Genomic DNA, 26,379 nt, shown 5'->3' on the forward strand with positions numbered 1-26,379 from the left:
CCCGCCAACCAGTGTACAGCCGCCGGTGGTCACATTGAGCAAAAGTGCCGAGATCAGGAGGGGTTTCATAAGGCCTCTTCGTTTGGCTTTGTTAACGACCCCTTTCTTGCAATTGTAGCTGACAGCAGCCTGAAAGCCCCCAGATATTCGCTGGCGCCGGTTCAGCCTACTGTCAGCTTCGATCAATAAGGCAGGAGCCTTGCCCTCATACCGGAGCTCGGCAGCCTGATGCGAATACTGCTCATTGAAGACGACGACGACCTTAGAAGTGCTGTGCACGATCATTTGGTGGCTGGTGGCCACGCGGTCGACTGGGCCGAGGACCTGTCCAGAGCGCGCGTTCATGCAGCTGTGGCCGGCTACGACGTTATTTTGCTCGACGTTCACCTGCCGGACGGCAATGGCATCGACTATCTGCGGGAGCTGATCAAGGGGCTTGATACAACGCCGGTCATCATTCTGACAGCCCGCGATCGGATTTCGCATCGCATCGAGGGGCTCAACGCTGGCGCCGACGACTATTTGGTCAAGCCGTTCGATCTGGGGGAACTCTCGGCACGCATCCGTGCAGTGGCACGTCGCCAAGGGCATTTTCCGGAGCCGCAATTTTCGGTTGGGACGCTTTCCATACAGGCAGCCGAGCGACGCCTCTTCCGCGACGGGCAGGAGGTCCACCTGTCTGGACGCGAATGGGCGGTGCTCGACTGCCTTCTACGCCAGCCCGGTTCGGTCGTTTCAAAGGGGAAGATCGAGCACGCGCTTTATTCATTCAATTCGGAGTTCGAGAGCAACACAGTGGAGGTTTATGTCAGCCGGCTCCGCAAGAAGATCGGCGGGGATAGAATAGCAACCGTGCGTGGCTTCGGATACAGGCTCGTGGTCACATGACGAACTCGAACAGCATGACGAGAAAGCTGATATCGTGGTTAGGCGGGGCAACGCTCCTGGTTTGGATCGCCGCCCCAACCATTGCTGCGTTCATTTTTTGCAATAATGTAAACGAAAGTTCGGATGACTTGCTCCAGGCGAGCGCAAAGTACAGACAACCAGAGCTGATCAAGGTCTTGAATGGAAAACACGTTGATCAATACAATAACCACTTGCAAACTTATGAAAAGTACTGGACCTATCGTGAGCAGGTTATTAATAAGTACGGGGTAGTGCTTATTTCTGAACCGGAAGAGGGTCAGCAGCCCTTCCCTGATGCTCCCCTGAGTAACGGCTTTTGGGGAAACGCTGATTACCGCGTCTACACAGAGCAGATCCAAGACGGCGTGTATCATCAGTTGGCCGAACCGCTTGATGGCCGCCGTACCACAATCGCGAAGGGCGCACTTTTTGTCTTCCTTCCGACACTCGTGCTCCTGCCCTTTAGCTTAGCTGTTTGGTGGATCGTGATCCGGCGCTCGCTGCGGCCAATCGAGGTACTGCGACAGCAGATCGGATCGCGCGACGGCGGCAATCTGTCACCAATGGACTTGAGCGATTTCCCGGCAGAGTTGGCTCCAATCGCGGCATCCGTCAATCGGCTTCTCGATCGTCTGCGGGCGGCTCTCGAGGCCGAACGCGAGTTCGCCGCAAACAGTGCGCATGAACTGCGCACGCCGATCGCAGGTTCAATCGCTCAGATGCAGAGATTAGTGGCCGAGCTCCCCAATGGGTCGGCCAAAATGCGTGCGCGCGGCATCGAGCAAGCGCTGTCGAGCCTTGGCCGCCTTGTCGAAAAAGTGCTTCAGCTCGCTCAAGCTGAATCGGGGGTTGGCATGGCGGATCACGCGATCGATCTTGTCCGATCGGTTCGGCTGGAAATCGACGACCTGAGGAAAAAGCCGCAATATGCCGGACGCCTGCATCTTAACGTCGACGGCTGCCCCACTTTGATGCGCAAAGTGGATGTCGATGCGTTTGGGATCCTCCTTCGTAACCTGATCGAGAATGCGCTGATACATGGACTGGCCACTGTTCCGACAACAGTTTCCGTCCAAACTGATGGAACCATCGCTATTGCAAACGCCGGACCGGTGGTGCCCCTCCCCGACCTCGAAGGGCTTACAAAGCGATTTAGTCGTGGTGCTACTCCTGCTGCGGGCTCAGGCCTTGGTCTACATATCGCTAACATGGTTATCCAGCGGATCGGTGGCAGTCTAGAGCTTGCGTCGCCCGCCCGCGGTCGCAATGATGGTTTCGAGGCGATCATACGAATTCCTCAATGACACCGGTGAATTCGACGACAGTTGGACACAGGGCGGATTGCTGGCAAGGCTGCTGACATGGCGAACTGTACGGCAGTATGTATACGGCGTAGAAATCGTACTTCACACAACGCATTTCGGCCGCGGCAATCAATGCCGCTATCATCGTCTGAGCAGTTCGATCGAAGCGACACGACATGATCGGCAAAATCGAAGGCTCCGCCTCACCGCTCGCTCGATTTCGCCCGGGGAGAAAAAAGGCCATCCGAGAAAGTGCAAGCCGCCGCGCAAAGGCGACGTGTCCAATTGTCTGGGTGCCCCTGTGCGCCGGCCCGATCGGGTTGGCGCAGGTCCAGTAAGGACCCGGACCAACCATTCCATTTAGACGACCGGCAGGTTTTAATCGGCGTCCGGATCGCCGTCCCAAAATGCCCCAAGTATACGGCTAGAAAGGCTGCCAACGATCGAGCTTTGGTCGGAGGCGTGCTTGTCAGCGTCTTGGGTGCTTGACCGGCCCTTGCAATGGCCATCGCCATCGCAAGTATCGTGCGTGGCAAGTGAGACCGCAATTTCATCAGCCTGGAGCCGACCGTATCGGTGCTTTTTTCTGATTTAGGGATTTTTCGTTTTCCTCTTGGATCATCACGGGTTTGGAGAGGATCTGGTGTTAAGTGCCATTCGGAGCGCCGGCGAACCGCCCGAAATTAATGTGGTCGAGTCATGAAGCCTCCCGAATGCGTTAAACGAGACCCTTTATGGCGGCCCTGGCTGACAACAGTCTGAAAGCTGCAAGCGGCATGCGAAAATGGGGCGATCCTGAATGACGACAGATGCTATCAACATGAAAGAGGCTCGCCCTGAAAGCTGAGCACGCTTTATGCTCAGGCTGCTGACAAGGCCGAAGCAGCGTAAGTGCGTAGTGAAATCCAAGGTCCACATGGGTCGTCGCGCGTCCCGTGCGCCTGGGAAGGCGCCGGCCCGGCCAAGCTTTCCCAGCTCGTCCGCATGATGCTTCGCTGAGCGTCAATGGACGTTGGCGCGAGACCAAGGCGTCGTGCGTTGCAATCCGGACGGTCCAGGGTATCAGGAGTTTCACGGCCTCGGCCCGCTTGGCTGGCCACAGTTGAAGCTCCAACGTACCGGCTGGCACCGGGAAATTGGGCTCTGCGCTGCCTCAACGCTGATGGCACGGTCAATGCTTGCCTACCGATGGGGCCGCCCATGCCGTGATGCTGTCGGTCGACGTTCGCAAACCAGACCCTCGCGAGACCCAGCGAAGGGGCTCGCCGGTACGACGAGGGACCTTACCTCTTTATGCGCGGCATCATTATCGAGGATGACATGTTGCCTTACACGTCGTCCCTCGCGCTCGGGTCTTTGTGGGGCGGATGAAGTCCTGATCGCGGTGGCACTGCTGCATGTTTGCGTAAGACCCATCCAGTCACGATCGCGCTGTCCTTCGATGTCGCGGTGCTGATAGGCGGGCAGATCGGTGTGCGCGGCGCCCGCCAAAGGATCGTCGTCACGCCGGAGGAGGCGAGCGTCATAGCCGGCGCGCCGGCGAAAGGCGCTTTCTGTCGGATGCCCGACAATGTCGGATATCGCAAGTATCAAGGTTGGATCAAACCTTGCGAATCGGGGCTTTCTTACTTGGCACGGGGCATGCTCAGGTATCCGCAAACACCCAATGGATAACGAGCAGACTTCCCATGGCCTCACCATGCCGAAAGTTTCCCGGACGCATCCAAAGATGAGGCTCGCGTCAGGCCCAGCAACACGCTGACGGCTCACGTGGCTCGGCGTCGCGTGCCGATCCACTTTCTCCCAATAGGCGTTCGGGAGACATAGATCCTTCAAAATGAGGAACAGATCACTTTGCCGGGAACGCAGCCCATAACCCCACTCTCCCTATCAGAACTACCAAGCAAGCCCCGCACTCATGGGCTTCGCAGGACGTCCGTTGCGTCCGAGTTGGTCGGCGCGGGGACGGCTCCGATCCCCGTCGCATGGGAGGACGGCAAGGCGAGGGATTTCGTGCTCGACAACGGCATGGAGGTGGTCGTCATTCCCAACCACCGGGCGCCGATCGTCACCCACATGGTGTGGTACAAGATCGGCAGCGCCGACGAGCCGCCGGGCAAATCCGGCATTGCCCATTTTTTCGAGCATCTGATGTTCAAGGCGACGACCAACCATGCGGCCGGCGAATTCGACCGCGCAGTGTTCGAGATCGGCGGCTCGCAAAATGCCTTCACCTCCTCCGACTACACCGCCTTCTATCAGACAGTGGCGCCGTCGGCGCTCGAGCTGATGATGAGCTTCGAGGCCGACCGAATGCGAAACCTCATCCTGACCGACGATGTCGTCAAGACCGAGCGCGACGTGGTCATCGAGGAGCGCCGCTCAAGCACCGACACTAACCCGCAGGACGTGCTCCATGAGGAGATCGACGCGACGCTGTGGCAGAACCAGCCCTATCGCATCCCGATCATCGGCTGGATGCAGGAGATCGAGCAGCTGAACCGCGTCGACGCCAAGGCCTTTTACGACAAATATTACACGCCCAACAACTCCGTGCTGATCGTGGCCGGCGATGTCGAGCCGGAGACGGTGAAGGTGCTGACCGAGAAGACCTATGGCAAGGTGGCGCGCGGACCTGACCTGCCGCCGCGCATCCGGCCGGTTGAGCCCGAGCAGAACACCAGGCGCACCGTCACGCTCTCAGACGCCCGCGTCAGCGTGCCCAGTTTTTCGACGCAGTGGGTGGTGCCGTCCTACCACACCGCCAAGCCGGGCGAGGCCGAAGCGCTCGACCTGCTGGCCGAAATTCTCGGCGGCGGTAACCGCGGCCGGCTCTACCAGGCGCTCGCTGTCCAGCAAGGTATCGCTTCCAGCGCCCGCGTCTATTTCCAGGGCACTATGCTCGACGACACCAAGTTCGCCATCTATGGCGCACCGCGCGGCGATGCCAAGCTGGCTGATCTCGAAGCGGCGGCCGCTGCCGAAGTCGCCCGCATTGCCGAGGATGGTGTCAGCAACGAGGAACTAGGCAAGGCCAAGGACCACTACTTGCGCAATATGATCTTTGCGGAAGACAACCTGGACTGGCTCGCCAGCATCTACGGCTCGACGCTGGCCACCGGCGGTACCGTGAAGGATGTCGAGGAACGGCCGAATCGATTTCCACTGTGTGGTCCTCCACCAGCCAGGCGATGATGCCCTTTTCGGACTTCACCTCCTGGATGTTCATCGCAGCATGGGGCCGAGCGCCGAGCGCATCCGCAAGGTTACCCCCGAGCAAATCAAAGCAGTTGCCGCCCGCTATCTCGCGTTCGACCGTTCGACCACGGGCTATCTCTTGCCCAAGACGGAGAATCAAGAGATGACGGTCAACATCGGCTTTGCCTTCAAGGGCGGCACCAAGCAGGACCCGGTCGGGAAGGAGGGGATGGCCAAACTGATGGCCGGCCTGTTCATCGAAGGCGCTGGCCATTACGACAGCGATGCCTTCCAGGTGAAGCTCGACCATGCCGGCGCCGAAATGAGTTTGGACGCGCAAAGCGACGACATCTACGGATCGATGTGCATGCTTTCCAAAAAGCAGGACGCGGCGTTCGGCCTGCTTCGGCTCGCGCTGAACGCGCCGCGCTTCGAGCAGGGGCCGATCGATCGCGTCCGCGCCGAGATTGTCTCCCGCATCGTCGGCAGCGAGCGAGACCCTAACGCCATCGCTCAGCGCAAATGGCTGCGCGCGATCTATGGCGCGCATCCTTGTTCAAGGCCGGGAAAAGGCACAAAAGAGAGCCTCCCCGGCATCACGCCGTCCGACCTCCGCGCCTTCCACCAGGCCATTTTCGCTCGCGACGGGCTCCATATTGCCGTGGTGGGTGACATTGACGCGAACACGTTGAGGGAAAGGCTTGACCAGCTGTTTGGTGATTTGCCTGAGCAACAAACCCTCGTCCCCGTCTACGATGTCGCGCCGAAACTCGGTCAACTGGTGGAGGAGAACTACGACCTGCCGCAGACTTCGCTGACGTTGGCCTGGCCTGGCGTGAAGCCTAGCGCGCCGGATTTCTACGCGGCCGTGCTGCTGAACGACATCCTTGGCGGCTCATACTTGACTTCCCGCCTTTACGAGGAGGTACGTCAAAAACGCGGCCTTGCCTATCACGTCAGCTCTGAACTAACCCTTGACTCGCTTCTGGTTACGACAGAGACACGCTCGGACTGCGCTGCCCAAACACTGAGCATCGTGCGAGATGTGGTAAAGCAGATGGCGCAGCAAGGACCGACCGGGGCCGAGCTCAAGGCGGCGAAGAAGCACCTGATCGGCGCCTATGCCATCGACCAACTGGGCTCGACCCGCTCGATTGCAGACCGGCTCCTGGATTTGCAGATTCACAAGGCCGACGTCGACTACAACCAGCGTCGCGCCCGCAGCATCGGTCGGGTGACGCTCAAACAGGTCAAGGCGGCGGCCAAAAAGCTGCTTTCGGCCGAGCCCGCCATTTTGGTGGTCGGCCCGCCGCTGGGCGGCAAGGATGAGTAAAGAAACTCATCTCACCTTCCTTCTTCATCGGGGCTTCTCGTGGGAAGAGCGAATGTGGAGGCCCGTGGGCCAAGCAGATCATGCAGACGCGCGGAGTCGTTTTCGCCGACCTTGCGCGGCATTGGCGGTCCGGCGGCCTCTCGCCGAAATGGCGCTCCTCAGCATGTATGCCGCCTTTTTGCAGAATTCAGTCGCATGCCACCAGCAGGCATGGTGGATGAAGCAAACATCCGACTGCTCAATCCATCAATTGATGAACCGCGGGCACTCAAACTAACGAAACTGCTGTCTTTTCATCGGGCTAGCGTGGTCTACCAGCTGCTTTGCCGAGGCCCTACGACGAACCCACTGGTGCAGAATACACACTGACGGCCTGTCGACCTGGATGTTCGCTGCGTTGAGGAGGAATCCGGTATTGCCCCTGTGCCTGCCGATGATCCGCCGTCTGAAATCCCCGCACCTGTTTGGAGCCATCGACCGCCTGCCGGCACTCGGCAGACCAGTTGGCAATAAGACGTTCGAGGTCGTCAATCCGTCGACCGGCGAAGTTTTGGCAGAGCTTCCCGATATGGGCGTGGAGGAGACACGTGCTGCGGTAGACAAGGCCTATGTTGCGCAGTCGGGATGGGCCGCGTTGACGGCCCGAGAACGTAGCGACGTTCTTTGGCGATGGCATCAGCTGATCATCGACCATGCAGGCGATCTCGCCGCGATTCTGACTGCGGAAATGGGCAAGCCGCTTGCCGAAGCCATTTCAGAGGTATCGCATGCGGCGGCGTATCTGCAATGGTATGCCGAGGAGGCCAATCGCGTCTATGGCGAGACGATCTCGGCACCCTCGACAGACCGCCGAATGCTAGTGATCAAGCAGCCCATCGGCGTTGTTGGCACGATCACGCCATGGAATTTCCCGGCCTCCATGGTGGCGCGCAAAATCTCGCCGGCCTTGGCTGCGGGCTGCACAATCGTGCTCAAGCCCGCTGAACAGACGCCGCTCGTGGCTGGCGCAATGTTCGCCCTCGCCCATCAGGCCGGCTTTCCCGATGGCGTGGTCAACCTGATCTATGCGTCCGAAGGTGATCGCGTGGGCCGTGAACTCTGCACCAATTCCAAGATTCGAAAGATCAGCTTCACCGGTTCGACCGAGGTCGGACGGCTGCTGATGCGTCAGTGCTCTGACCAGATCAAGAAGGTCAGCCTTGAACTCGGCGGCAATGCACCTTTCATCATCTTCGATGATGCCGACATTGACGGTGCTGTTGACGGTGCGGTCCAGGCGAAGTTCCGCAATGCCGGCCAGACCTGCGTTTCCGCGAACCGCATTTACGTCCAATCGAGCGTTCACGATGAGTTCGTCAAGAAATTCGTGGAAAGAATCCGGCACTTGTCGGTTGGCGACGGATTCGATGCCGGAGTGGACATCGGACCGCTCATCGACAAGCATGCTCTGGCCAAGATCGAGTCTCACATCGCAGATGCCATTGCGAAAGGCGGCACAATACGATGCGGGGGCCAGCGTATCGGCAAGAATGGCACGTTTTTCGAACCCACGGTCCTCACCGAGATTTCCAGCGTCATGGCAGTCGCGCAAGAGGAGACATTCGGGCCGCTCGCGCCGATCATTCGCTTCAACGATGCGGATCAGGTCGTGCGCGAGGCCAATGACACGATCTACGGCCTCGCCGCATACTTCTATGCCTCAAACCTGAAGCGGGTCTGGCGTGTGGCAGAGGCTCTGGAATATGGCATGGTTGGCATCAACACGGGACGCATGTCCTCGGAGGCGGCACCGTTTGGCGGGATCAAACAATCCGGCATCGGGCGGGAGGGTTCCCGTCATGGCCTCGAGGACTATCTGGAAATGAAATATCTTTGCATGGGCGGGATTTGAAACCTGCTGCACTGTCTCTCCGCCCCACCGGGGGGCGGCCTGCGGTCAATGCCGCCACCTAATTGGAAGTTCCAAACGCCGTTGACCTGAAACACGGATGCCCGGCAGGCGACTGAGCTCGCTGCCGGGCCGGACATGCCTTGGGAGGGCATAAGTCAGCGCTCCTAGGGCCGATGGGCCACTCAGTTCGTGCGCCTTTTGCCGATTGCGTTGCATGGGCCGTGCCAAGCCAAAAAGCATTGATAAACCGCCGATGGATCAGCTTTTGCCCTGTTGCGCATTCTACATTGTGGGATATGCGACAATGCCCAAGCGGTTGAATCGTCGTGTTGGAGACGCCCAGACGGGTCATGACTGCTATTCTTAGGACAGTGCGCAGCAAGCCGCTACTCGCTGCACTCCAGGCACACCATTTCCATAATCAAGCGGTGGGTGCTATGTTGACCGAGCTGTCGACCAGGGAACGGTGTGAGGCCTCAAATCCCTCCATATTGTTGCACCCGCCGGTCCAACAGGACTGCAGGTCCGGACTCAAAGGATCTTGGCTGCTATGGCGACATTGCGGTGCACGCCGCTTTCCGACCAATGATGTGCGTCCAGGTCGAGGCCGGCCCTAATGAACCACCGCCTTGGCACCCTCGCCCATCTCATTTCGGCATCGACAAGCTAGACCAGAGCGCACCTTGCAAGGCGCCATGCAGTCCTGTCGGCGGGCGAACTGTTGGTGACGGGTACAGCTGCGAGCGAACGTTCATCCACCGACGCACAGCGCGGACTGTCGCTTTTCAAATTAGGAAATCTCTGTAGCCACCATTCATGAGCGCGCGGCCACGCGAGACGGCCCGACGGATGCGGTCGCGCAGATGATCGCGAGGATCCGCCCAGTCGGCATGGACGCGCCGTTGACCGATGAGAACTTCGGCGAGCTCGCGATGAGGTGCTCCGGCGAGCGAACCGTCGAGCGCACGAAGAACGAAGGACAAACGGACGCCGCGCTTTTCCGGCGCAAACAAGCGGGGGGGCAACTGTTGCCCTAGACTGAGAGCATTGAGGCACTCCAGTCCCCTCAGTCGATGCTTTAAAAGCACCGCGGGCCAGATGGCTTGCGTATGCAGGCAAACAGGGTGGAGGATATTCGCGCCCGAGACGGCGAGCTGCAGCGCGTGGTCCGCATTGCGAAGAAGAACATGCTGGCTCTTGTCGGGCGCCAGCAGGACGGTTGCACGACAGGGCAATGCCGAGAGTTCGAACGGCGGTGTCGGCGACGAGGCAGGCAACCGTTCCGCAATGACCGGCAGCACATGGACGCACCAGAGCGGACACCAGAATACGACCGAAGCGCGGCCACAAGACTCCGCGAAACAGAACACCCCAGCGTGACAGGTCGCCGGCCGACGCGACCATATCGAGAAAGGATTGGAGAGACCAAGTCTTGCAATGCTGGCGCGCAGCGGTCAGATCGCGCTGGAACGCTGGATTGCGGCGTAAGAACTCCCAAGCCCATTCCCGCAGCGTCAGGCCAGCGGTGTAGTCGTATGATCTTTCATCCCGCCAATCGGCCTGATCCGCGCCAGTCAGGAGATTCATGACTGACATCCCCTGCCCGCGCCTGCGTGCGTCGAAACATTATGCCACTTCGCAAAGCATCGGCGAAGGCAGCAGACGTCGAAGACCCCGTTTCGTTGAAGCGTCAGCCATCGCCACTGTCGGCGACAGAAGATGTGCCCAAATTGCCACCAGACCGTCGAACGGGCACAGCGACGGCCAGCGCGACCTGGAATTGATTCCGTAACGGTCATCGGCTCCTGCGTCGCGATCCAGACGTCCCTTGAAGGCGCAGTAGCGCGGCAGTGGATCGCACGCTGCTTGTCGGCAAGTTGTCGTAGCGGCGGCGCCATAGGCACGGTCATCGGAGGGTCTCCTGCGGCAAGTTTTCGCCATTGGAGGCCAATCTCCCCGCTAGGGCAGCCTGTGCAGTTGCACAGGTGAAGCGGATCAATCAGGGGGAGCCATGGCGGAAACTGGATGATGACGGCTTGAGGAGAGCGGCGTATCGAGGCGGGTGATGAAGCCTGCCAGTACCTCTCAAGGAGAGTGATATGCCATGAACGAGACTATCAACACATTGTTCGCCTTCGTCAGCCCGACGAAATCGATGATACCCCGACGGATGTACTTCGCAGCGGCGCGCGCAAATTGCTTGCGCATGCGATCGAGATGGAGGCCGAAGCGTATGCCAAGGCGGTCGACTGACTGACGAAAGATCAGAATGCGTCGCTGGCGCTCTACGATTTCCCCGCCGAACACTGGGATCATCTGCGATCGTCCAATCCCATCGAAAGCGTCTTTGCAACCGTTCGCCATCGCACGGTGCGTAGCAAGGGCTCGCTATCCTGGAAAATCGCCCAGCTGATGGTCTTCAAGCTGGTCATTGCCGCGGCCAGGAGGTGGCACGATTGAAAGGACAAAATCAGTTGCCGAAACTCATCGCAGGTGCCAGGTTCCTGGACGGAATCGAGGTCATCGAAACGAAGCCGCAGAGCGCCGCTTGATCAGCCTCGTCACCCAAATTCCAGCATAGCTCCATCGGAACTGCCAGCCTTCCTTGCCGATCAGGCGCATATCAGCGCTGACGATACCGAGGACGGCGATGGCGGTCACCTCCAGGCCGCCGAGTAACGACCCTCAAAACACCGCACTGGTCGAGGCCAGCCTGAACCGGTATCTTGTGCCTGCCCTCGGGAGTCGCTCTATCCACCATGTGATCGACACCGACATTGCTAACATCACCAAGAAGATCGTCGCCGGGGGTCACCCGCAAGCGGCTAACACGGCCTTCTGGTGTATGCGGGCATTTTTCAACTGGTGTCGCAAACCGCCGCAACGGCTCATCGCGGTTTCCCCGCGAGGGATTGGAAAATCCGGATCCGGCCCCGATCGTCAAGCGCAAGCGAGTGGTGAACGATGCCGAACTGGCGGCTATATGGACGGGCTGTGAGCCCGAACCGGGCGATATCGGCTATTCGTTCGGCTCCATCGTCAAGCTGCTCATTCTGACCGGACAGAGGCGTACGGAAGTTGCCGCGATGCGTTGGTCCTCAACCTTGAAGCCGGAACATGGAACTATCGGGTGACCGCACGAAGAACGAAGAGCCTACGCTTATTCCGCTGTCCACACTGGCGGTGTCGGTCCCCCAGTCGGTACCGAAGACCAATGACACGTTTTTTTCCCTGCGAGGGGCAACGAAAGAAGCCACTTCTCAGGCTACGCGAAGGGCAAGAAGGCTCTAGACGGCAAGGTCAATACTGACGGGGTGGCTTTGGAGAACTGGACCCTTCACGATCTGCGCAGGACGCTCGCGACAAATCTCGGCAGGCGGCAGGTATTGCCACACGTCATCGAGCACATAGTGAACACAAGGCGGCGTCCTTGACAGACATTGGCGAAATCTACAATCTCTATAGCAACGTCAAGGAGAAGCGCGAGGTGTTGCAGATGTGGTCAAATCACATCGAATGGCTGATCAAGCAGGCTGCGGATGACGCTCTGGCGGCGTAGCTGCTGGCATGGGCGGAAGATGCGGCGCAACAATCGTCAGAGCCTCATCGAATTGGAGATCATACTTGACCAGCAAATGCGCGGCCAATGCTTCGATGGCCGACCAGTGATCGAGTACTAGCCGGGCCGTGCAATCTTCGATCCGCCCCCAATCGGGGCGGCGCGGCATCAGGAACCGCAACTCACCATAGATTCGCTTGGCATCCGCGTAGTCGCTGCTCCCCTCATTCCCATCGGACGCATTCATCGCCATATCGCGCGGGTCCAGATAGCCTTCGAATGCGGATTCTGCAAAAGGACCTGCCAGACACGCAACTATCTCCCGGATCGCATCATCGCGTTCCAAACATCGATCCATATCGTCCTCGAAAATCGGCTTTCGCTTCGAGGTGAATCCTTGCGCTAAATAAAAACCCGCGCCTTCGACAACACCACCGCACTCTCCGTCACCGGCGTGGGGGTAAATACTAACACTTGAGAAAGCAGGGAGTTCACGGTCGTCGTCGAACATCTGACGGTGCAAAACGATGGCGGCCACCGCGTGCCCGGCTTCGTGATGCGCCACAAGCGGCAGATATTGGGAGGCTACATTCATGCGGTGCGGCTCTCAGGTCTAGTTTGCTTTTGCGCATAGGACCGCAATTGTCGTGCCAACTGGGAAAATCATTTCGGGCAATGCGATCGCTCCGATAGCGTTGTGTCTCCTGTCTGACATTGTTGGGAAGTCGACACGCGCCCGTCACAATGCGGTCGACCTTCCGCGCGAGTTGGGTGACCCGTGAAGGCGGCCGACCAGGACGGTGTTGCGCTGATCGGCGACGAAGGCGCCGCCGGGCGAGATCGCGCATCAGGGGGTGACCGGCGTGTCGGCGAAGTCGAAGTCGTCGATGTCCTTGGCCAGCGGCAACTTGGCGACAGCGAACTGGTATTTGATGGAGCGGGCCTGCTTCTCCGATATCTCGGCCTGCAAGAGATCACCGACAATCCTGGGCGGCTCGTGCCGTCGCTTGATGGCGACGCGCCCATGATCTCGTCATAGGCTCTGCGCATTCCGTAGAGCTTCAGCGCTCCCATCAGTTCCAGTACCTCGGTGCGTTCCATGGCTGTTTGTCCTCCTGAGACTGTCATAGCGGGCGCAGTCGGCGACCGCTCGTGAGCTAGCTCCAGCGCCTGGGGAATGGAAAGGATCGTGCCCGGCGCCGGATCGCGGCTGCGGGCCAGGATGTTGAGGATCACCGGCGCCGACGATGCACCGTGCTCGATGGCTTCCTGACAGGCGGCCTCGACCGCGCTCAATCCGTCGGTCAGCACCCAGGTGAGGATCAACACCATCTGCCGGTCGACGTCATCAACCGCCTTGAGCTGCGCCGCACCTTCTCCATTGCCGACCGCAGGACCCAGCCAAGGAACGGCGCGCGCCGTGTGCCAGGGATCGTAGACGGCCTCGTTGCGGCCAAAGGAGCGAACGTGTTCTCCCACGACCACGCCATCCTCTGGCGGATGCGATCCGATCGACACAAGCATGGATCTCGACGGGCCGACCGACGGCACTCGACAGCACCGAGTATTTGTTGTTGTCGAAGCGCACCGTGCAGGTCTTCGACACCGACGGGGGAATGCAATGGAAGCCGTCGAAGCGACCGGCAGCCGCTGCCGCTGCGGCTTGGCCGCATTCGCCGACAGAAGCCGGTCCAGCGTCTCACGCCGAGCTCCCATGCGGGGATAGGGCTGGTGCTTGCGCTCGTAGCGGAACTGCGTCTCCTCAGAACGCAGGACCTTGCGCACCACCTTGCGCGAGATCTTCAGCTCACGGCAGATCGCTTTGATCGACTTCCGCTGGACCAGCGACAGCCGACGTATCTTTGCAATCGTCTCTAAAACCAACATCCAAAACACAAATGCCTCCGATCAAGCCGGAGGCATCTTGATGACCCCATCGTTAAAGGGTCCCGTTTGGACGAAAATCACCCTTTAAACAGGGTCCCCATTCCACGAAAAATCAATGCACTACCTTCCGCAGCTGCGAGAGATCGCCACCGACCGCTTTGAAGGGGCTTTCGGCGGTCTCGTCAGCGAGGTTGTGGCATGAAGAAACATCAATCCACAGCATTGGGCCGAAGCATGCCACGGGCTCATGCCGCGGGAGAGCGGGAATATATTCTTGAAAGAAGCGGTCTCCGACATCAATACCGACAGGATGGGCAGCTTTCTCACATCACTTGAGGTCGAGCGTGGCAGTTGCGACCCGCAATGCAAGGCTGGCGGCGATGCATGCCTTTGCGCGGTTCCTGATTTCGGAGCACCCCGAATATATGGATACGCTGCAACTGGTGGTGACACTTCCCTTCAAGAGGGCGCGTGGGTGGCACCTGTCGAACATCTCGATGAGCCCGGAAATCAAGAGCGTCCTGGCGCGTATCGACCGCCGCACGCCTTCTGGACAGCGGGATTACGCTCTGTTTTCGCTGATGTTCAATACGGATGCACGAGTTCAGGGATCCTGAATCTTCTATTGTGACCTTCGTCTGGTATCGCCCTGTCCCGCCGAGCAAAGCAACGACCGCCCCACACTGCTCACCCGGTTCGGTGTTCGATACTTGCTGCGCACACATGGCTGCGGGCGAAGGAACCACCCTGGCTGAAAAAAGCATCCATCATCGCCCTTTGCGGGACACGACGGCATCCACCTCGTTAAGGCGGGTGTTGACATCGCCACCATCAGTCGATGGCCAGGCCACTCGGGCTGAACTAACGATGCGCTACGCCCAGGCCGGTATCGATATGAATCGGCAAGCGCTCGAACAAGTCTTCCCCGACGTGATGTCATCGGCAAAAGATCAGACGATCATCGCTTTGATGGCTGGATGTTTGGCTGGCTGCACCGCTTGTAGACGCTCAGTTATGTGGAGTTGTATCGCGGGAAGTCGCGCGTCTTGGGCTTTTGCGGTGTCAGCTCCACATCTCTCCGCAGTGCACGTTGTCACTGTTGAAGAGCCGTTTGTTCAATCTTCGTCCTGGCACGGCAAGGGTTGTCCATATTGTGGGCGTCTTGCGCTTGCCGAGCTTGTCCGAAATCCAGCGCCGGATCAGGCGTGAACACTGTTGCGTAGTTCGTCAGCCAGAGCGCGGAGAACGTCGGCGCTTCCTTCCAGCGCCGTAAAAGCGTAGGGATTGAGGAACTGTCGGCCCCAGAACAGATTGCGATCTATGCCGGATAGCGTAGCTTCCTCGCTGACACGCGGCCAATTCTCGGCAATGCATCGGAGCTGGCCTTCAACAATCGCAAGAGCTTCCGGCGCGCTGAGCAGGAAGTGATGCGCGGCTTCAAGGCAGGACGCTATCCGGCTCATGCGGTTATTGCCGCTGATGAGCATGGCCTGGCTGGCCTCCTGGCCACTGCGGGCCTGCGGACAAATATCGTACGCAGGCGTGAGGGTGAGCCTAGCCCCGTCCCAGAATGCCGCATGGTTGCGGGCATGATCGTCGGTGTTGCCGCAAAGTATGTTGAAGACAATGCGGCTGAACAACTCGCGCAGAGTTTCCGACGGCGCGGTGAATCGGTGGCGAATGATCTCCGCCAAATCCTGGTAGCTGGCGTAACGCGCCATCATCTCATCGAGCGCGAGCATCGTCAGCGCTGAGACCATGGATTTGCGTTGCCAGCCGCCCGTGACCTTGATCCGGTCGAATCGCTCGACGAGCAACACGTCGTTGCCTGCGGCGCGAACGAGCGAGACGGATGCCGCTCTGATGCCGCACAAGGCGGCAAGCCGCATGGCTATGAATTCTCCTTTGACGACGCTGTAAAGGTCGGCAGACGAGGAAAATTTCGCGACATGCTTGACGGCGTCATCCTCGATCAGCGCCTTTGGCCTTGCGCCGCCGATCGAGCTGCCGTGATGCAGCGCCTGATCTAATTCGGGGGTGAGCGGAAAACCTTTCTCTACCCGCTCCGCCGATTGGACAAGCTCTTCGAGAGTGGCATTGGCCAGTGCGCGCGGCTCGTAATGCATGGGCGAAAACTGAAAATCGAGCGCGCCGATGCGGTCCGAGCCTGATTCCAGCAAGAACGTCAGTTCTGAAATATCGAGCCGCGCGATTTCATCGCCCTTCACACCGAATTTGCGGTTTAGGATAACCCGTCGTCCCCAGGCATCAGGGGCAGCATCGCGGATGCATCCCGGCATGGTTAGGCCAGGAAGCAAAGGCAATTCGCCTGCCTTCAGGGGCAGTTCCGGGAGATAAAGCGGGATCGCGCTGCCCAGTTCACGAAAGCTCCTGCCATAGTTGAAGCTGACGAGTCCGTCATGGGCATATAGCCGCCCGGCGACAACCGGCGCGGTCTCGCCCGGCAGCCAGACCCAGACATAGGCTTCGTCGTACTTAGGGACCTTAGAACTCATCGACGATCTGCTTGCCGGCCTTGTAGACGTGCTTCGGCAGCAGCGCGATGCGATCGTCCATGCGGCCTGTGAGGGCTGTGATGCCATTGCCGTCGGCATCGAACAGCTTCACACCGACAATGGCAGCAGCTTCGAACATCAGTCCGATTTCGACTTTGGGATCGCCCTTCTCGATGCGCTGCAGGGTGCTGCGTGAAACACCGATTCTCTCGGCTAACTCCTGTGCGGTTAACCGGTGCTGCATCCGGCCAAGCCGGACGGTCTTACCGAAAAGGCCAAGCGCTTCCATCGCGTAGCGCGAATAGGTGCGTTTATGCGTTGCCGTCATTCGGGTCTCTGTGACCTATACATGATCCATATCGCCTTCTTTCGGCCCTTATATAGGTAATGTCACAGAGCGACTGCCAAAGTCAAGACTCCGTATCGTATGACCCTAATCCCCCTGATTCGACTTTATATGCAGCAAGAGTTCGCATCACGGCTACGTTCGGAAAGCGAGATAGAATGCGACGGGAGACGCCAGCGTTACCCATCCGAACGAGGAAGGCGGATATTGCCGACGGCTCCTGCACAACCGGCCAGCTCTGCGCGCCTCGGGCCAGGCAGAGATCTGGCGCTGGATCGCGGACAGCCTTGAGACGCCTCGCATGAGTCATTCCATGGGCGGTCCCAGTGCCACTACGCCAAGCGCGATGAAGCGTTGCGGTCTTCGTCGCGCGCAACGGCGACAGCGTGCAGGAGGATGGCTCGGGTCAGGGTGGACAAGCATCTGCGTAACATTTTGCTTCTGGAGGACGGGACGAGTCCAGGTTGGCCGCTGCTCAAGGCGCTGGCTCCGCAGCAGAGCGGAGGGAACTGGAGGGTCTGGTCCGGCGTCGAGGCACGGCGCAAGGCCTGCCGCGAGGGCGCGGATAGTGCTACTGGCCAGCGAGAGGATTTAGAACAAGGAATTGCCTTACCTTGGTGCAACGCCCAACACGGGGCACATTGCGTCGGCGCTTTGCCGAAAAGTTGTCGCGGTGCTGGGCGCCTCCAATCTGACCTTCGCCTTTGCCAGGTCCAGCCAGAAGCTGCCGGACTGGATCGAGGGCCAGGTGCGGGCGCTCGCCTTCTTCGGCGGCGTCACCAGGGCGATCGTCTGCGACGCCCTTTGGCAGGCGCACGTGGGCTTCAGCTGAACCGCCTCCGAGATGCGCAAGCCGGCAGCATAGCAAGTCGGCCGTGAACAATGAGAGGGATCAGGCTTCGAGCTCTTTCGGCTGACTTTGTAGGGCTGCGATGAGAAGCCACAAAAATCCCTTCAGCCACCTGAGCAGGAGGGAGAAGCTGTATCCGACGGCGGCCAGAATGGCGTTGAGGGCGTCGCCCTGCTGGCCGGCGAGGTAGTTGCGGCCCATGCGGTGTTCGCTCTTGATGTGGCCGATGACGGGCTCGACCGCCGAGCGCCGCCGCATCTGGCGCTTTGGCTGGGGTGACGCGGCGTTTCTGGCCGGCGGTGAAGACCCTGAGCTTGTGGCTCTGCGGTGCGTTATGGCCGCGATAGCCGGCGTCGGCGAGGATGCGGCCGATCTCGTTGCCGATGGTCTTTTCCATGTCGGGGATGACGCTTGCCAGCGTGTGGCCGTCATAGGGATTGCCGGGCAGTGCTTTGCATGCAGGGCGAACTGGCCACCCCTGGAGCGCTTCAGCGTGGTGGCCACCGACACCTTTACCCCGAACTCGTAGGGCATATGTGCCTTGCCCTTGCCGATGCATTCCACCTCGTGCGCGTGCAGGCTGTAGATCTTGCGGCCGCGCTGGCGCTGACGTTGCTCGAGAACGGTGGCAGGCTGGTACAGCGGCCATTTGAAGAGCGCGTCCAGCCCCGCATCGCCGGCGATCTGGCGACCAATGTCGCGAATGGTCCGGCCGAGATAGGTCTTGAGCTTGCGTAGCGCCTTGTTGGCCCGCTTGAACTGCTTGGCGTGGGCATAGCGCTGGTGGCTGATCAGCGCCAGCTTGCCGACCCGCACATAACTCTGGCGCAAATGGAGCCCCGTCCTCTTGGCCAGCCGCACCAGCCGTTCGCGTGCCCGATGGATGAGCTTGGCGTCGGTCGGGAACATGACGTTCTTCGGCTGCACGGTGGTGTCGACGATCACCTGGCGCGTGTCGGCCGGTTTCATCGCCCGGTCTTGACCGCGAGGCTGAGGCTCTCCTGCAACAGCACCATGATCCGCTCCTCGCCCATACGGCTGCGCCAACGCGTCATCGAGGAGCGGTCGAACGGCAGCGTATGGCAAAAGAACGTCTCGCCGGTGAGATACTGGAAGTAAGGGTTCTCCACCCAGCGCTCGCACAGCACCTCATCCGACAGGTTGAAGGTGTGCTTGAGGATCGCCAGCCCCGCCATCAGCCGGGTCGGCAGCGGCGGCATGCCGGGGCCGTCCGAATAGACGGCGCCGAAACGCTCCTCCAGCACCGGCCAGTCGATCGCCTGCGCCAGCCGCACCAGTTCGTGCTTCATGTTGATGATCTGATCGAGCCTGGAGCGGAACAGGTCCTGCTCTCCCGTCTCGCGCTTCTCGCGTGGCCTGGACATTCGCCGTCCCCTCGATTCGCCGCCGCCGAACCGAGTGAATCACGCTCCGCAGCACAAGGGAATCGAAAACCGAATTGCAGGAAAACAGCGTCCAAATACCGCTAATCCTGCAATTCAAAAGACGCTATCCGCTTCCCAGGCCAGATCAATGGCTTGCGGATTAGTTCACGGTCGACTAGCAAGTGGGTTCTTCAGGGACGACTACTAGGGCGTGTCCTCAGTTGAGGAGGAAAGTTATGGCGACGAGTTGGACGACGGCAAGGAAATTGCGCGCGGTCTTGTCATAACGCGTGGCGATGGCGCGGAAGTGTTGAGCTTGTTGAAGAACCGCTCGACGAGATTGCGCTCGCGGTAGAGTGCGAAATCGGTCTGGTGCGGGATGAGGCGGTTGGCCTTGGGTGGGATGACCGGGGTGATTCGGCGGTCCTTGTGGGTCTGGATGAGGGCGTCGGCGTCGTAGGCCTTGTCCCCAAGAAGGGCTTGCGGGTCGACTTGGTCGAGCAGCGGCCCAGTTGGCTAAGATCGGAGGCTTGGCCGGGGGTCAAAGAGAAGCCGACGGGGTTGCCCAAGGCGTCGACCACGGCGTGGATCTTGGTGATCAGTCCGCCTCGGGAGCGTCCGATGGCTTGGTTTTCGCCCGCTTTTTTTGGGCGCCGGCGCTGTGTTGGTGAGCCCGCACGATGGTTGCGTCCAGCGACATGTACTCGTTGTCGTGATCACTGGCCAAAGTCTTGAAGATCGGTCAAAAACGCCACTCTTGGCCCACCGGTCGAAGCGTTGCCAGACAATCTTCCAGTCCCCGAAACGTGGTGGCAGGTCGCGCCAGGGAATACCCGCCCGGTAGCGGTAGAGCACCGCTTCGACAAACAGCCGGTTGTCCTGCGCCGTTCCGCCCACATGGCCCTCACGGCCGGGCAGGAAATCCTTGACCCGATCCCACTGGTCGTCGCGAAGTCCGTATCGCCGCATCGGTCGGTTCCCCAAATCAAACCGACCACCTATGAAGCACTCAAACACTGATTTGGGAATCCCCTAACTGAAGACACGCTCTAGTTCGTCTTCGGGCTCCATCATGTCGCCGACATCCAAGTGAAATTTTTTGGTCTGCGCCCCCCTCCGCGGCGAAGGGCCTCAAGTTGTTCCTGTTTCGCCGCGGGTCGAAAATGGTGTGATCGACCAATCGATCAAGCTGACGGCACCCTCAAGTATCTCCTCCGTCCGCGCAAGGCTAGGTGAAGCGGCTATGACATAGCCAATCCAGTCTCGGGAATCGCCTTTCCTGAGAATCGGCGTCTTGGGTTCAACGCGGAAATTTACCTCGGCGACACCGGATAGTGCGACCGCCCGACTCTCGCCAACGATCGAATCAATTATGCCATCGCGGTCTGGAACAAGTAGCCGCGCGGCTGCAGTGTGGGATTGCCTTTTTTGCAAATCCCATGCCTCGCCGATCGCCAGCTTGATGTGCTCGGTGACAAGATCGATGCCGTAAGCCAGCCGAATCAGTTGGGGAGTTGGTGTGCAAGGAAGACGTGGATTGACTTCGATGACGACTGGGCCACGCATCGTCCACCGGAACTCAATGCCTGTTGGCCCCCAGCCAAGGCCGAGAGCTCGCAAACAGTTCAGCGAAACTTCGGCGATGCACTTACGCTGGTCATAGGCCAGCGCGGCCGGGAAGGCGCACTCTCGAAATACGAAGTATGGAAGATCGCCCAAGTCAGCGGTCCCGATCCCAATGATGTCATTCCCCATTATCTCCGCACTAAAATACGGGCCTTGTGCGAATTCTTCGACCAGTATCCTCGGCGAAGACTGCCATTTATGCTTCCCGCCCAACAGATAGGTCGAATGTTCGAATAACTCATCGACGGTGCGGCACAAGCGGACTCCGCAGCTAAAACTCCCTTCGGCCGGCTTAAGAATCACTGGTAGGCCAATCTCTGTGGCAGAGCGTTCTATGTCCGTCGCGTTCGCTGCTAAACGATAAGCAGGTATTGGGACGCCCGCCTCCGCGAGGAGTTGACGTTGAACTAATTTGTCGCAGCACCGTTCAACGGATTCGGGGTCGGGTCCGGGTAAATCGAAATGCCGGCAGAGCTTTCCAACTGTCGCATAGAATGAGTCACCGGTGCTTGTAATCCCAGCAATGTCATAGTTCGCACGTAGCTGAAGACATTCGTGGATCAGCGCGTCGAGGTTGTCTGTATCGACACGAATGACGATGCTTTGCGGCGTCAGACGGTTGTACCGAGCTGGATCAGCCGAAAGGATAATTGGGTGAAGACCAAGACGCAGGGCCGCTTGGACGTAGAGCGGACCAACGTCCCATGGATAGATTTCGATTAATATGAGCGCTCTTCTTGTCATGGCTGCTGCCCTCATGTCGCTTGCTATTCGGCCGTCTGAGCATACATCAGTTTGCATAGGCATTGATTTTCGGACTGACCTCCTATCATTGTCGTGAACGTACCATTTTCAGCGATTTGCGGTCGTAAAGATTGTGCAAAGTTACTTGAAAGATCTGTTGCAATGTCCGCGCGCGAATTGGCGAGTGGTGGTCAGGCAGTGAGACTGACGAATTGGCCGGGGTAGGATCAGCCTAAGGCCGTAAAATCGTTAAGACTACGTTCTGATTCGAAGCTTCTTTTGGAAGCTTGAAAGCGTGGATACGACCTTTGGCTGCTGGCGCGCTTTCGACGGAGAGATTGTCAGGATCGGAAGTTCCTGGTCTCCCACGGTTCCGTAACGCCCACCAACGCGAATTTCCACGGGTTCCGCGCATTCCGTCTTTTGTCGAACAGCTCTCGATTGTATTCGAGTTTTTTAGAGCTAATTATAAAGTCGCCTTACAGAATTCACATACTTTTTTAACATATTTTAGCTTGTCGTCAGGACGAGTTTGGTCCCTATTCTGACGTCAAATATGGGGAAGAGAAACATAACCTTTCGAAGCAAATTAATGCTTTCGGAAGTCTAATGTAGCGACTTTAAGAGCGGGCTGTTTCCGTAGCGCCGAACGCGTAGGATTCATTGGTACGGGCAGCATGGGGCGACCAATGATCGCAAGGTTCGCGGCAATTGCGCCGCCGATGAGAACTGTACCGCACCTAATTTGCCCCTATACGGAGGAATTGACATGAATACCCTCGATCAGGGGACCGCACTGGAGCAAGCCGCACGCAAACGCATCAAGGATTCCCATGCGCTCGACGGCGACGTCGATCGCTTGGCACGCTTTTATCGTGAATGGGCAAGTTCCTACGAGTTGGATGTCGGCCGGGATGAATACTGCGGGCCGGCGATTGTTGCGGAACTGGCGGGCACGGTGCAGACAGCCTATTTGGCCAATAAGCGAGCAGCCATCGCAATCCTGGACGCCGGCTGCGGAACGGGCCTCGTCGGCGTGGAACTGGAACGCCTCGGCTTCCGGTTGATCGACGGGATCGACCTCTCCGAGGAGATGGCCGAACAGGCCCGGAAAACCCGCGCATACCGGCATGTCCGAGGCGATGTCGACCTTAACGGGCCGCTCTCCGGCTACTCCACCGCGAGCTATGACATTACGGTCTGCTGCGGCGTCTTCACGCTCGGGCACATCCGACCGGACGCACTGCGCGAACTGGCTCGCGTGACGCGCCCCAACGGATTCATCATCGCAAGCACCCGCAAGAGCTATGCGGAGACCACATCCTTTGGGGATGAAGTGCGGCGTCTACAGGATACGGGCGTGCTTGTGACGGCCCAATGTCTCAACGACGGAAAATACATCGCGGAGGAGGGCGCGCATTACTGGGTTTTCCAGGTGACCGATAAAGCCAACGCACCAATGAAGGAGCAACAATGATCACGCTACCGCAAATCTCACTGGCGAAACTGTCATCCGATGCAACGCGACACGAAGAGCGCGATCGCCTTCGCCTGGCCTGCGAGGTGTACGGGTTCTTCTACCTTGAGCACGGAATCCCGAAAGAACAGATCTCCGAAGCGATCAAGGCTTGCCGGCGGTTCTTCGCGTTGCCACAGTCGGCAAAGGAACGCTTCGGTCACTCCGCACAAAACGTGTACCCTGCTACCGCTCGTGGGTACAGTCCATTGCACGGGGAGGTGCTACATCCCGACGCCGGCCCCGATCCGAAGGAAATGTTCGACCTCGGTATCGAGAATGAAGGTGACCGGCGTCCGTTTGCTGGTCGCACACGCCTTCCGGATGACGCGTTAGCTCCTGGTTTCGCTCGAAGCCTGCTTGCTCTGCAGGCTACCGTGGTCAACGAGGTTGTGCCGCAGCTCGGGACCGCGCTGGCCGACCTGCTCGATATGGAAGAGGGCTGGTTCCCACGCCATTTCAGCCCGCCGACGGTCCTCCAACGCGTGATCCGATATCCATCTACTGGCGGCACAGCTGGAAAGCATACCGACAACGGGTTCTTCACGCTGCTGCTGCAGGAGGAACTCCCCACGCGCTCCTTGCAGGTGTGGTTCGGCGGGCGTTGGATGCCGGCGCCGAGCCTCCCCGACAGTCTCGTGGTCAATCTGGGCGACATGCTTCAGGCCCTAAGCGACGACCGCTTCAGGAGCACGCCGCATCGGGTCGTACACAGTGGTCCGGCCGAACGAATTTCCCTTCCTTTCTTTATCTATCCTGACATCGACGCTCGCCTAACTTCCCGGCAAGGAAAGCACACCTTCAGCGTCGCGGAAGTGATGCTACGCAACTTCGAGTCAATCTGGGAAACCAGGAATGGCGCCGGACGCGCGCGAGAGTTGCAGTAAGCCGTTCGGTTTTCTCGATGACGCATATCAGGAGATCCTAGGGCGAGCGATTTCCGCAACGAGGCGGGAACGCGGATTAGGACGGTTTCAATAACAATCGCCGGAGGCAGCACTCTGGATCGGCAAAATGGATTCTGACGCAATTAGGTTCATGCTGAATTGTACCGCCTCGACAACACCGACCGGGTTGGCCATGCGAAACGTCACAAAAGAAGTGGCCCTGCAGCTAGCATGATTGGACCGAATCTGGCGAAAGAATTTGTCCGTCGCGAGGGGCCGACGCTGTCGGCGCGGTTGTTTTCCGTCCCCAACTGCGGGCGACCGGCGTTCTTAACGAACCAGTCGAACTAGTCATCGCTAGGGTAACCTGCACCCGCGGCCACTATTGGGGCGCGACACCGGCAAGTTCGCCCACTCGGCCCGCCTGAATCCAGCGCCTTATGGACCGCCAAAGGGAGGATTCTTCGAAAGAAATCACCGTCACGCAAAACGGTAAGCATCACTACGAACTTTAACATGAGGCCGACCATTGCGCGCCAGCCAGCGGTGCGATCCGGATCCGGTTAGCAGACACATATGCAATTATTCGAGAGCATCGCAAACGAAGGAGCGGCGACAGCAATGAGAATTACACGACTAGTAGTTTGGCAAGTGCCATTGACCAGCTATGTTCCTTATCACATGGCAGATAGAAAAACCTGCGATACTGTCACCTCAATATTGCTCCGCGTAGATACGTCGGAAGGTATCTCTGGCTGGGGTGAGGTTTGTCCGATTCCCCACTATCTACCTGCCTATGCTGAAGGCGTGCGCCCCGCGCTGGAATATCTTGCGCCTGTCATCATCGGAGCTGATCCGATCGGCCCGGAAGCGTTAATGAGCCGGGTTGACAGTTGGCTACAGGGGCATGCCTACGCAAAATCCGCCCTTGACCTGGCTCTTTGGGACATCACAGGCAAAGTCGCGAAGCTACCTCTTTATGCGCTTCTCGGTGGACGCCAGATGGCTCGCATACCGCTCTACCACTCGATCACCTGTATCGCGCCCGATGAAATGGCCGTCATCGCTAGAGAGGCACAGGCAGACGGTATGACGCAGTTTCAGGTCAAGTTAGGTGCCGATATCAACTGGGAAGCCGACGTCGCTCGGCTACGTCTTGTACGAGAGGCTGTTGGCATGGGTCCCCTCGTCTATGGCGACTGGAACTGCGCGGCTTCTCGCTTGGATGCGACACGCGTTGGCAAGGCTGTCGCAGCATACGACATCATGCTGGAGCAACCCTGTGCAACTCTTGAGGAGTGTGCCGCTGTTCGCGCGGCAACCGGGCTGCCGATGAAGATCGATGAAAACGCGCACGATACGGCTTCGCTGCTTCGGGCTTATGATCTTGGCTGTATGGATGCCGTAGCCCTAAAGCTCTCCAAATCGGGAGGGCTTAGTGCCGTTCGGCGACTTCGCGATCTGTGTCTGCACCTCGGCCCCCAGATGTGCATCGAGGACACTTGGGGATCGGATGTTACCACGGGCGCAATCCTCCACTTGGCGGCGTCGACCCCGTCAAGCCGGATCATGAATACGTGCGATCTATCGGGCTACGTTACTCCGCGGCTCGATACACACGCCCCAAATCGCAACAGTGGCCATATCGCGCCGCCGGAAGCCCCAGGCATCGGCGTAAATCCAGATGCTGAAAGGCTTGGCCAGCCGGCTGCCATTATAAGTTAGAGCAGCTTTAAAGTTAGAGTAGCGTTTGAAGCGACATGAGGTTGCAGCCGTGCTCGACAAGCTGGAGGACAGGCTCGGTCGCAGGACGCCTTTACCATCTGACGGCAGACCGTTTTCCTGACCCGGGCTCTTGATACCGAGATGAGATTGCAGGCGCTCACCTACGACTGAAGCAAGGACGGCATGATTATAGCCGTGCCGTCCTTTCCGCGTCGAGATGGTTCACATGATGCGCAAACGGCAGGCGAGGTTCGCCTACAATCCACTCGTTGCATTCCAGCTTTTTGTAACAAAAAAGCAAATCGAGTTAACAGAAAATTCGCAGCCGCCAATCCGAACACGAGGTATGTTCCGCCTGGGATCTGATAAGGCATGTTTGAAAAAATTGATGCCAATGCTTGGAGCCCCGCCGGAGCACAGAACGCAGCAGAAATCTTTTCTATAGCGCCTGCCTCAACCGGATTGGAATTGGAAGGAGACTGACCTCTCTAGCTGCAGCCCCACGGCTCCAGCGACAACTCACGGACCGGGGCTATTTCGCATCAGTGACCTCGTGTTCTCCTCCCTGCTCAGCGGCGGCTCGGCGTATTGTCTGACACTGGAACCGACACCCCCGAGCCAGACCGCTACACAAAGTGCCACACTAAAACGGTGCGTACGGAATGACAGCGGATTGGATAGCAGCGTGGCCGAAGACTGCAAA

General features: G+C 58.9%; 18 protein-coding genes and 6 pseudogenes. 13 read left to right on the top strand and 11 right to left on the bottom strand.

Translation table 11 applies throughout. The annotated features are described in order from the left end of the window. Positions 1-228: 228 nt before the first annotated feature. The 5 genes and pseudogenes from EJ068_RS12305 to EJ068_RS12325 all read left to right on the top strand — a co-directional run bounded on the left by EJ068_RS12305 (position 229) and on the right by EJ068_RS12325 (position 8,635). Positions 229-888, top strand: coding sequence for a response regulator transcription factor (locus EJ068_RS12305; RefSeq protein ID WP_127294589.1), 660 nt, complete (start codon positions 229-231; stop codon positions 886-888). Then, the gene (locus tag EJ068_RS12310; RefSeq protein WP_128363309.1) at positions 885-2,213 is read left to right on the top strand and encodes a HAMP domain-containing sensor histidine kinase; all 1,329 of its coding nucleotides are present in this window, start codon (positions 885-887) and stop codon (positions 2,211-2,213) included. The genes EJ068_RS12305 and EJ068_RS12310 overlap by 4 nt, the downstream gene beginning before the upstream one ends. Positions 2,214-4,163: 1,950 nt before the next feature. Beyond that, positions 4,164-5,565: pseudogene (locus EJ068_RS12315) on the top strand (pitrilysin family protein); the annotation flags it as partial. Further along, entirely contained in the window at positions 5,551-6,744 is a 1,194-nt protein-coding gene (locus tag EJ068_RS12320) for a pitrilysin family protein (protein ID WP_348527596.1), read from the top strand. The pseudogene EJ068_RS12315 and the gene EJ068_RS12320, both read left to right, overlap by 15 nt. A gap of 415 nt (positions 6,745-7,159) precedes the next feature. Continuing rightward, positions 7,160-8,635 carry an NAD-dependent succinate-semialdehyde dehydrogenase gene (locus EJ068_RS12325; RefSeq protein WP_095486045.1) on the top strand — a complete coding sequence of 492 codons (1,476 nt, stop codon included), beginning with the start codon at positions 7,160-7,162 and terminating at the stop codon, positions 8,633-8,635. Positions 8,636-9,420: 785 nt separating this feature from the next. Here EJ068_RS12325 and EJ068_RS12330 read toward each other — a convergent pair. Next, entirely contained in the window at positions 9,421-9,936 is a 516-nt protein-coding gene (locus tag EJ068_RS12330) for a DUF2285 domain-containing protein (protein ID WP_245329899.1), read from the bottom strand. A gap of 784 nt (positions 9,937-10,720) precedes the next feature. Continuing rightward, entirely contained in the window at positions 10,721-10,951 is a 231-nt protein-coding gene (locus tag EJ068_RS12335) for a hypothetical protein (protein WP_127294583.1), read from the bottom strand. Here EJ068_RS12335 and EJ068_RS12340 point away from each other — a divergent pair. Beyond that, positions 10,889-11,187, top strand: a pseudogene (locus tag EJ068_RS12340) (IS256 family transposase); the annotation flags it as partial. The gene EJ068_RS12335 and the pseudogene EJ068_RS12340 overlap by 63 nt on opposite strands. Here EJ068_RS12340 and EJ068_RS32575 read toward each other — a convergent pair. Beyond that, a complete protein-coding gene (locus EJ068_RS32575) occupies positions 11,156-11,296 on the bottom strand; it encodes a hypothetical protein (protein WP_164546995.1) in 141 nt (46 codons plus the stop codon). The pseudogene EJ068_RS12340 and the gene EJ068_RS32575 overlap by 32 nt on opposite strands. Positions 11,297-11,547: 251 nt before the next feature. Between EJ068_RS32575 and EJ068_RS12345 the strand changes: the two genes are divergently transcribed. Beyond that, entirely contained in the window at positions 11,548-11,769 is a 222-nt protein-coding gene (locus EJ068_RS12345; RefSeq protein ID WP_127294581.1) for a hypothetical protein, read from the top strand. Between the two features lie 296 nt (positions 11,770-12,065). Then, a complete protein-coding gene (locus EJ068_RS33645) occupies positions 12,066-12,194 on the top strand; it encodes a hypothetical protein (RefSeq protein ID WP_135907184.1) in 129 nt (42 codons plus the stop codon). On the opposite strand, the gene EJ068_RS12350 is transcribed toward EJ068_RS33645, so the two are convergent. The 3 genes and pseudogenes from EJ068_RS12350 to EJ068_RS33220 form a co-directional block, all read right to left on the bottom strand. Then, a complete protein-coding gene (locus tag EJ068_RS12350) occupies positions 12,160-12,789 on the bottom strand; it encodes a hypothetical protein (RefSeq protein ID WP_127294579.1) in 630 nt (209 codons plus the stop codon). The two genes, EJ068_RS33645 and EJ068_RS12350, sit on opposite strands and share 35 nt — an antisense overlap. 192 nt (positions 12,790-12,981) lie before the next feature. Continuing rightward, positions 12,982-13,295 (bottom strand): annotated as a pseudogene (locus EJ068_RS12355) (ATP-binding protein); the annotation flags it as partial. A 10-nt stretch (positions 13,296-13,305) separates the two neighbouring features. Further along, a pseudogene (locus tag EJ068_RS33220) lies at positions 13,306-13,839 on the bottom strand (IS21 family transposase); the annotation flags it as partial. Positions 13,840-14,425: 586 nt separating this feature from the next. On the opposite strand from EJ068_RS33220, the gene EJ068_RS12365 reads away from it, so the two are divergent. Beyond that, positions 14,426-14,698 carry a hypothetical protein gene (locus EJ068_RS12365; protein WP_095486041.1) on the top strand — a complete coding sequence of 91 codons (273 nt, stop codon included), beginning with the start codon at positions 14,426-14,428 and terminating at the stop codon, positions 14,696-14,698. 582 nt (positions 14,699-15,280) lie between these two features. Here EJ068_RS12365 and EJ068_RS12370 read toward each other — a convergent pair. Then, positions 15,281-16,597: a HipA domain-containing protein gene (locus tag EJ068_RS12370; RefSeq protein ID WP_128364392.1), complete on the bottom strand. Its 1,317-nt coding sequence runs from the start codon at positions 16,595-16,597 to the stop codon at positions 15,281-15,283. Next, positions 16,587-16,925 (bottom strand): helix-turn-helix transcriptional regulator, encoded by a 339-nt coding sequence (locus tag EJ068_RS12375; protein ID WP_024505831.1) that lies wholly within the window; start codon positions 16,923-16,925, stop codon positions 16,587-16,589. Before EJ068_RS12375 ends, EJ068_RS12370 begins: the two co-directional genes overlap by 11 nt. Before the next feature lie 622 nt (positions 16,926-17,547). On the opposite strand from EJ068_RS12375, the gene EJ068_RS33225 reads away from it, so the two are divergent. Further along, positions 17,548-17,775, top strand: coding sequence for a hypothetical protein (locus EJ068_RS33225; protein WP_245463519.1), 228 nt, complete (start codon positions 17,548-17,550; stop codon positions 17,773-17,775). Positions 17,776-17,835: 60 nt separating this feature from the next. Here the strand turns inward: EJ068_RS33225 and EJ068_RS12385 are convergent. From EJ068_RS12385 to EJ068_RS12395, 3 genes and pseudogenes are all read right to left on the bottom strand, one after another. Then, a pseudogene (locus EJ068_RS12385) lies at positions 17,836-19,178 on the bottom strand (IS5 family transposase). Between the two features lie 217 nt (positions 19,179-19,395). Then, positions 19,396-20,147: pseudogene (locus EJ068_RS12390) on the bottom strand (IS5 family transposase). 162 nt (positions 20,148-20,309) lie between these two features. Next, positions 20,310-21,548 (bottom strand): acetyl-CoA carboxylase biotin carboxylase subunit family protein, encoded by a 1,239-nt coding sequence (locus EJ068_RS12395; protein WP_127294575.1) that lies wholly within the window; start codon positions 21,546-21,548, stop codon positions 20,310-20,312. 769 nt (positions 21,549-22,317) lie between these two features. Here EJ068_RS12395 and EJ068_RS12400 point away from each other — a divergent pair. From EJ068_RS12400 to EJ068_RS12410, 3 genes are all read left to right on the top strand, one after another. Next, positions 22,318-23,025 carry a class I SAM-dependent methyltransferase gene (locus tag EJ068_RS12400; RefSeq protein ID WP_129554542.1) on the top strand — a complete coding sequence of 236 codons (708 nt, stop codon included), beginning with the start codon at positions 22,318-22,320 and terminating at the stop codon, positions 23,023-23,025. Continuing rightward, a complete protein-coding gene (locus tag EJ068_RS12405) occupies positions 23,022-23,951 on the top strand; it encodes a 2-oxoglutarate and iron-dependent oxygenase domain-containing protein (RefSeq protein ID WP_127295856.1) in 930 nt (309 codons plus the stop codon). Before EJ068_RS12400 ends, EJ068_RS12405 begins: the two co-directional genes overlap by 4 nt. A 621-nt stretch (positions 23,952-24,572) precedes the next feature. Then, entirely contained in the window at positions 24,573-25,676 is a 1,104-nt protein-coding gene (locus EJ068_RS12410; RefSeq protein WP_127295381.1) for an enolase C-terminal domain-like protein, read from the top strand. Positions 25,677-26,379 lie beyond the last annotated feature (703 nt).

The sequence above is a fragment of the Mesorhizobium sp. M2A.F.Ca.ET.043.02.1.1 genome, assembly GCF_003952405.1.
Taxonomy (GTDB): Bacteria; Pseudomonadota; Alphaproteobacteria; order Rhizobiales; family Rhizobiaceae; genus Mesorhizobium.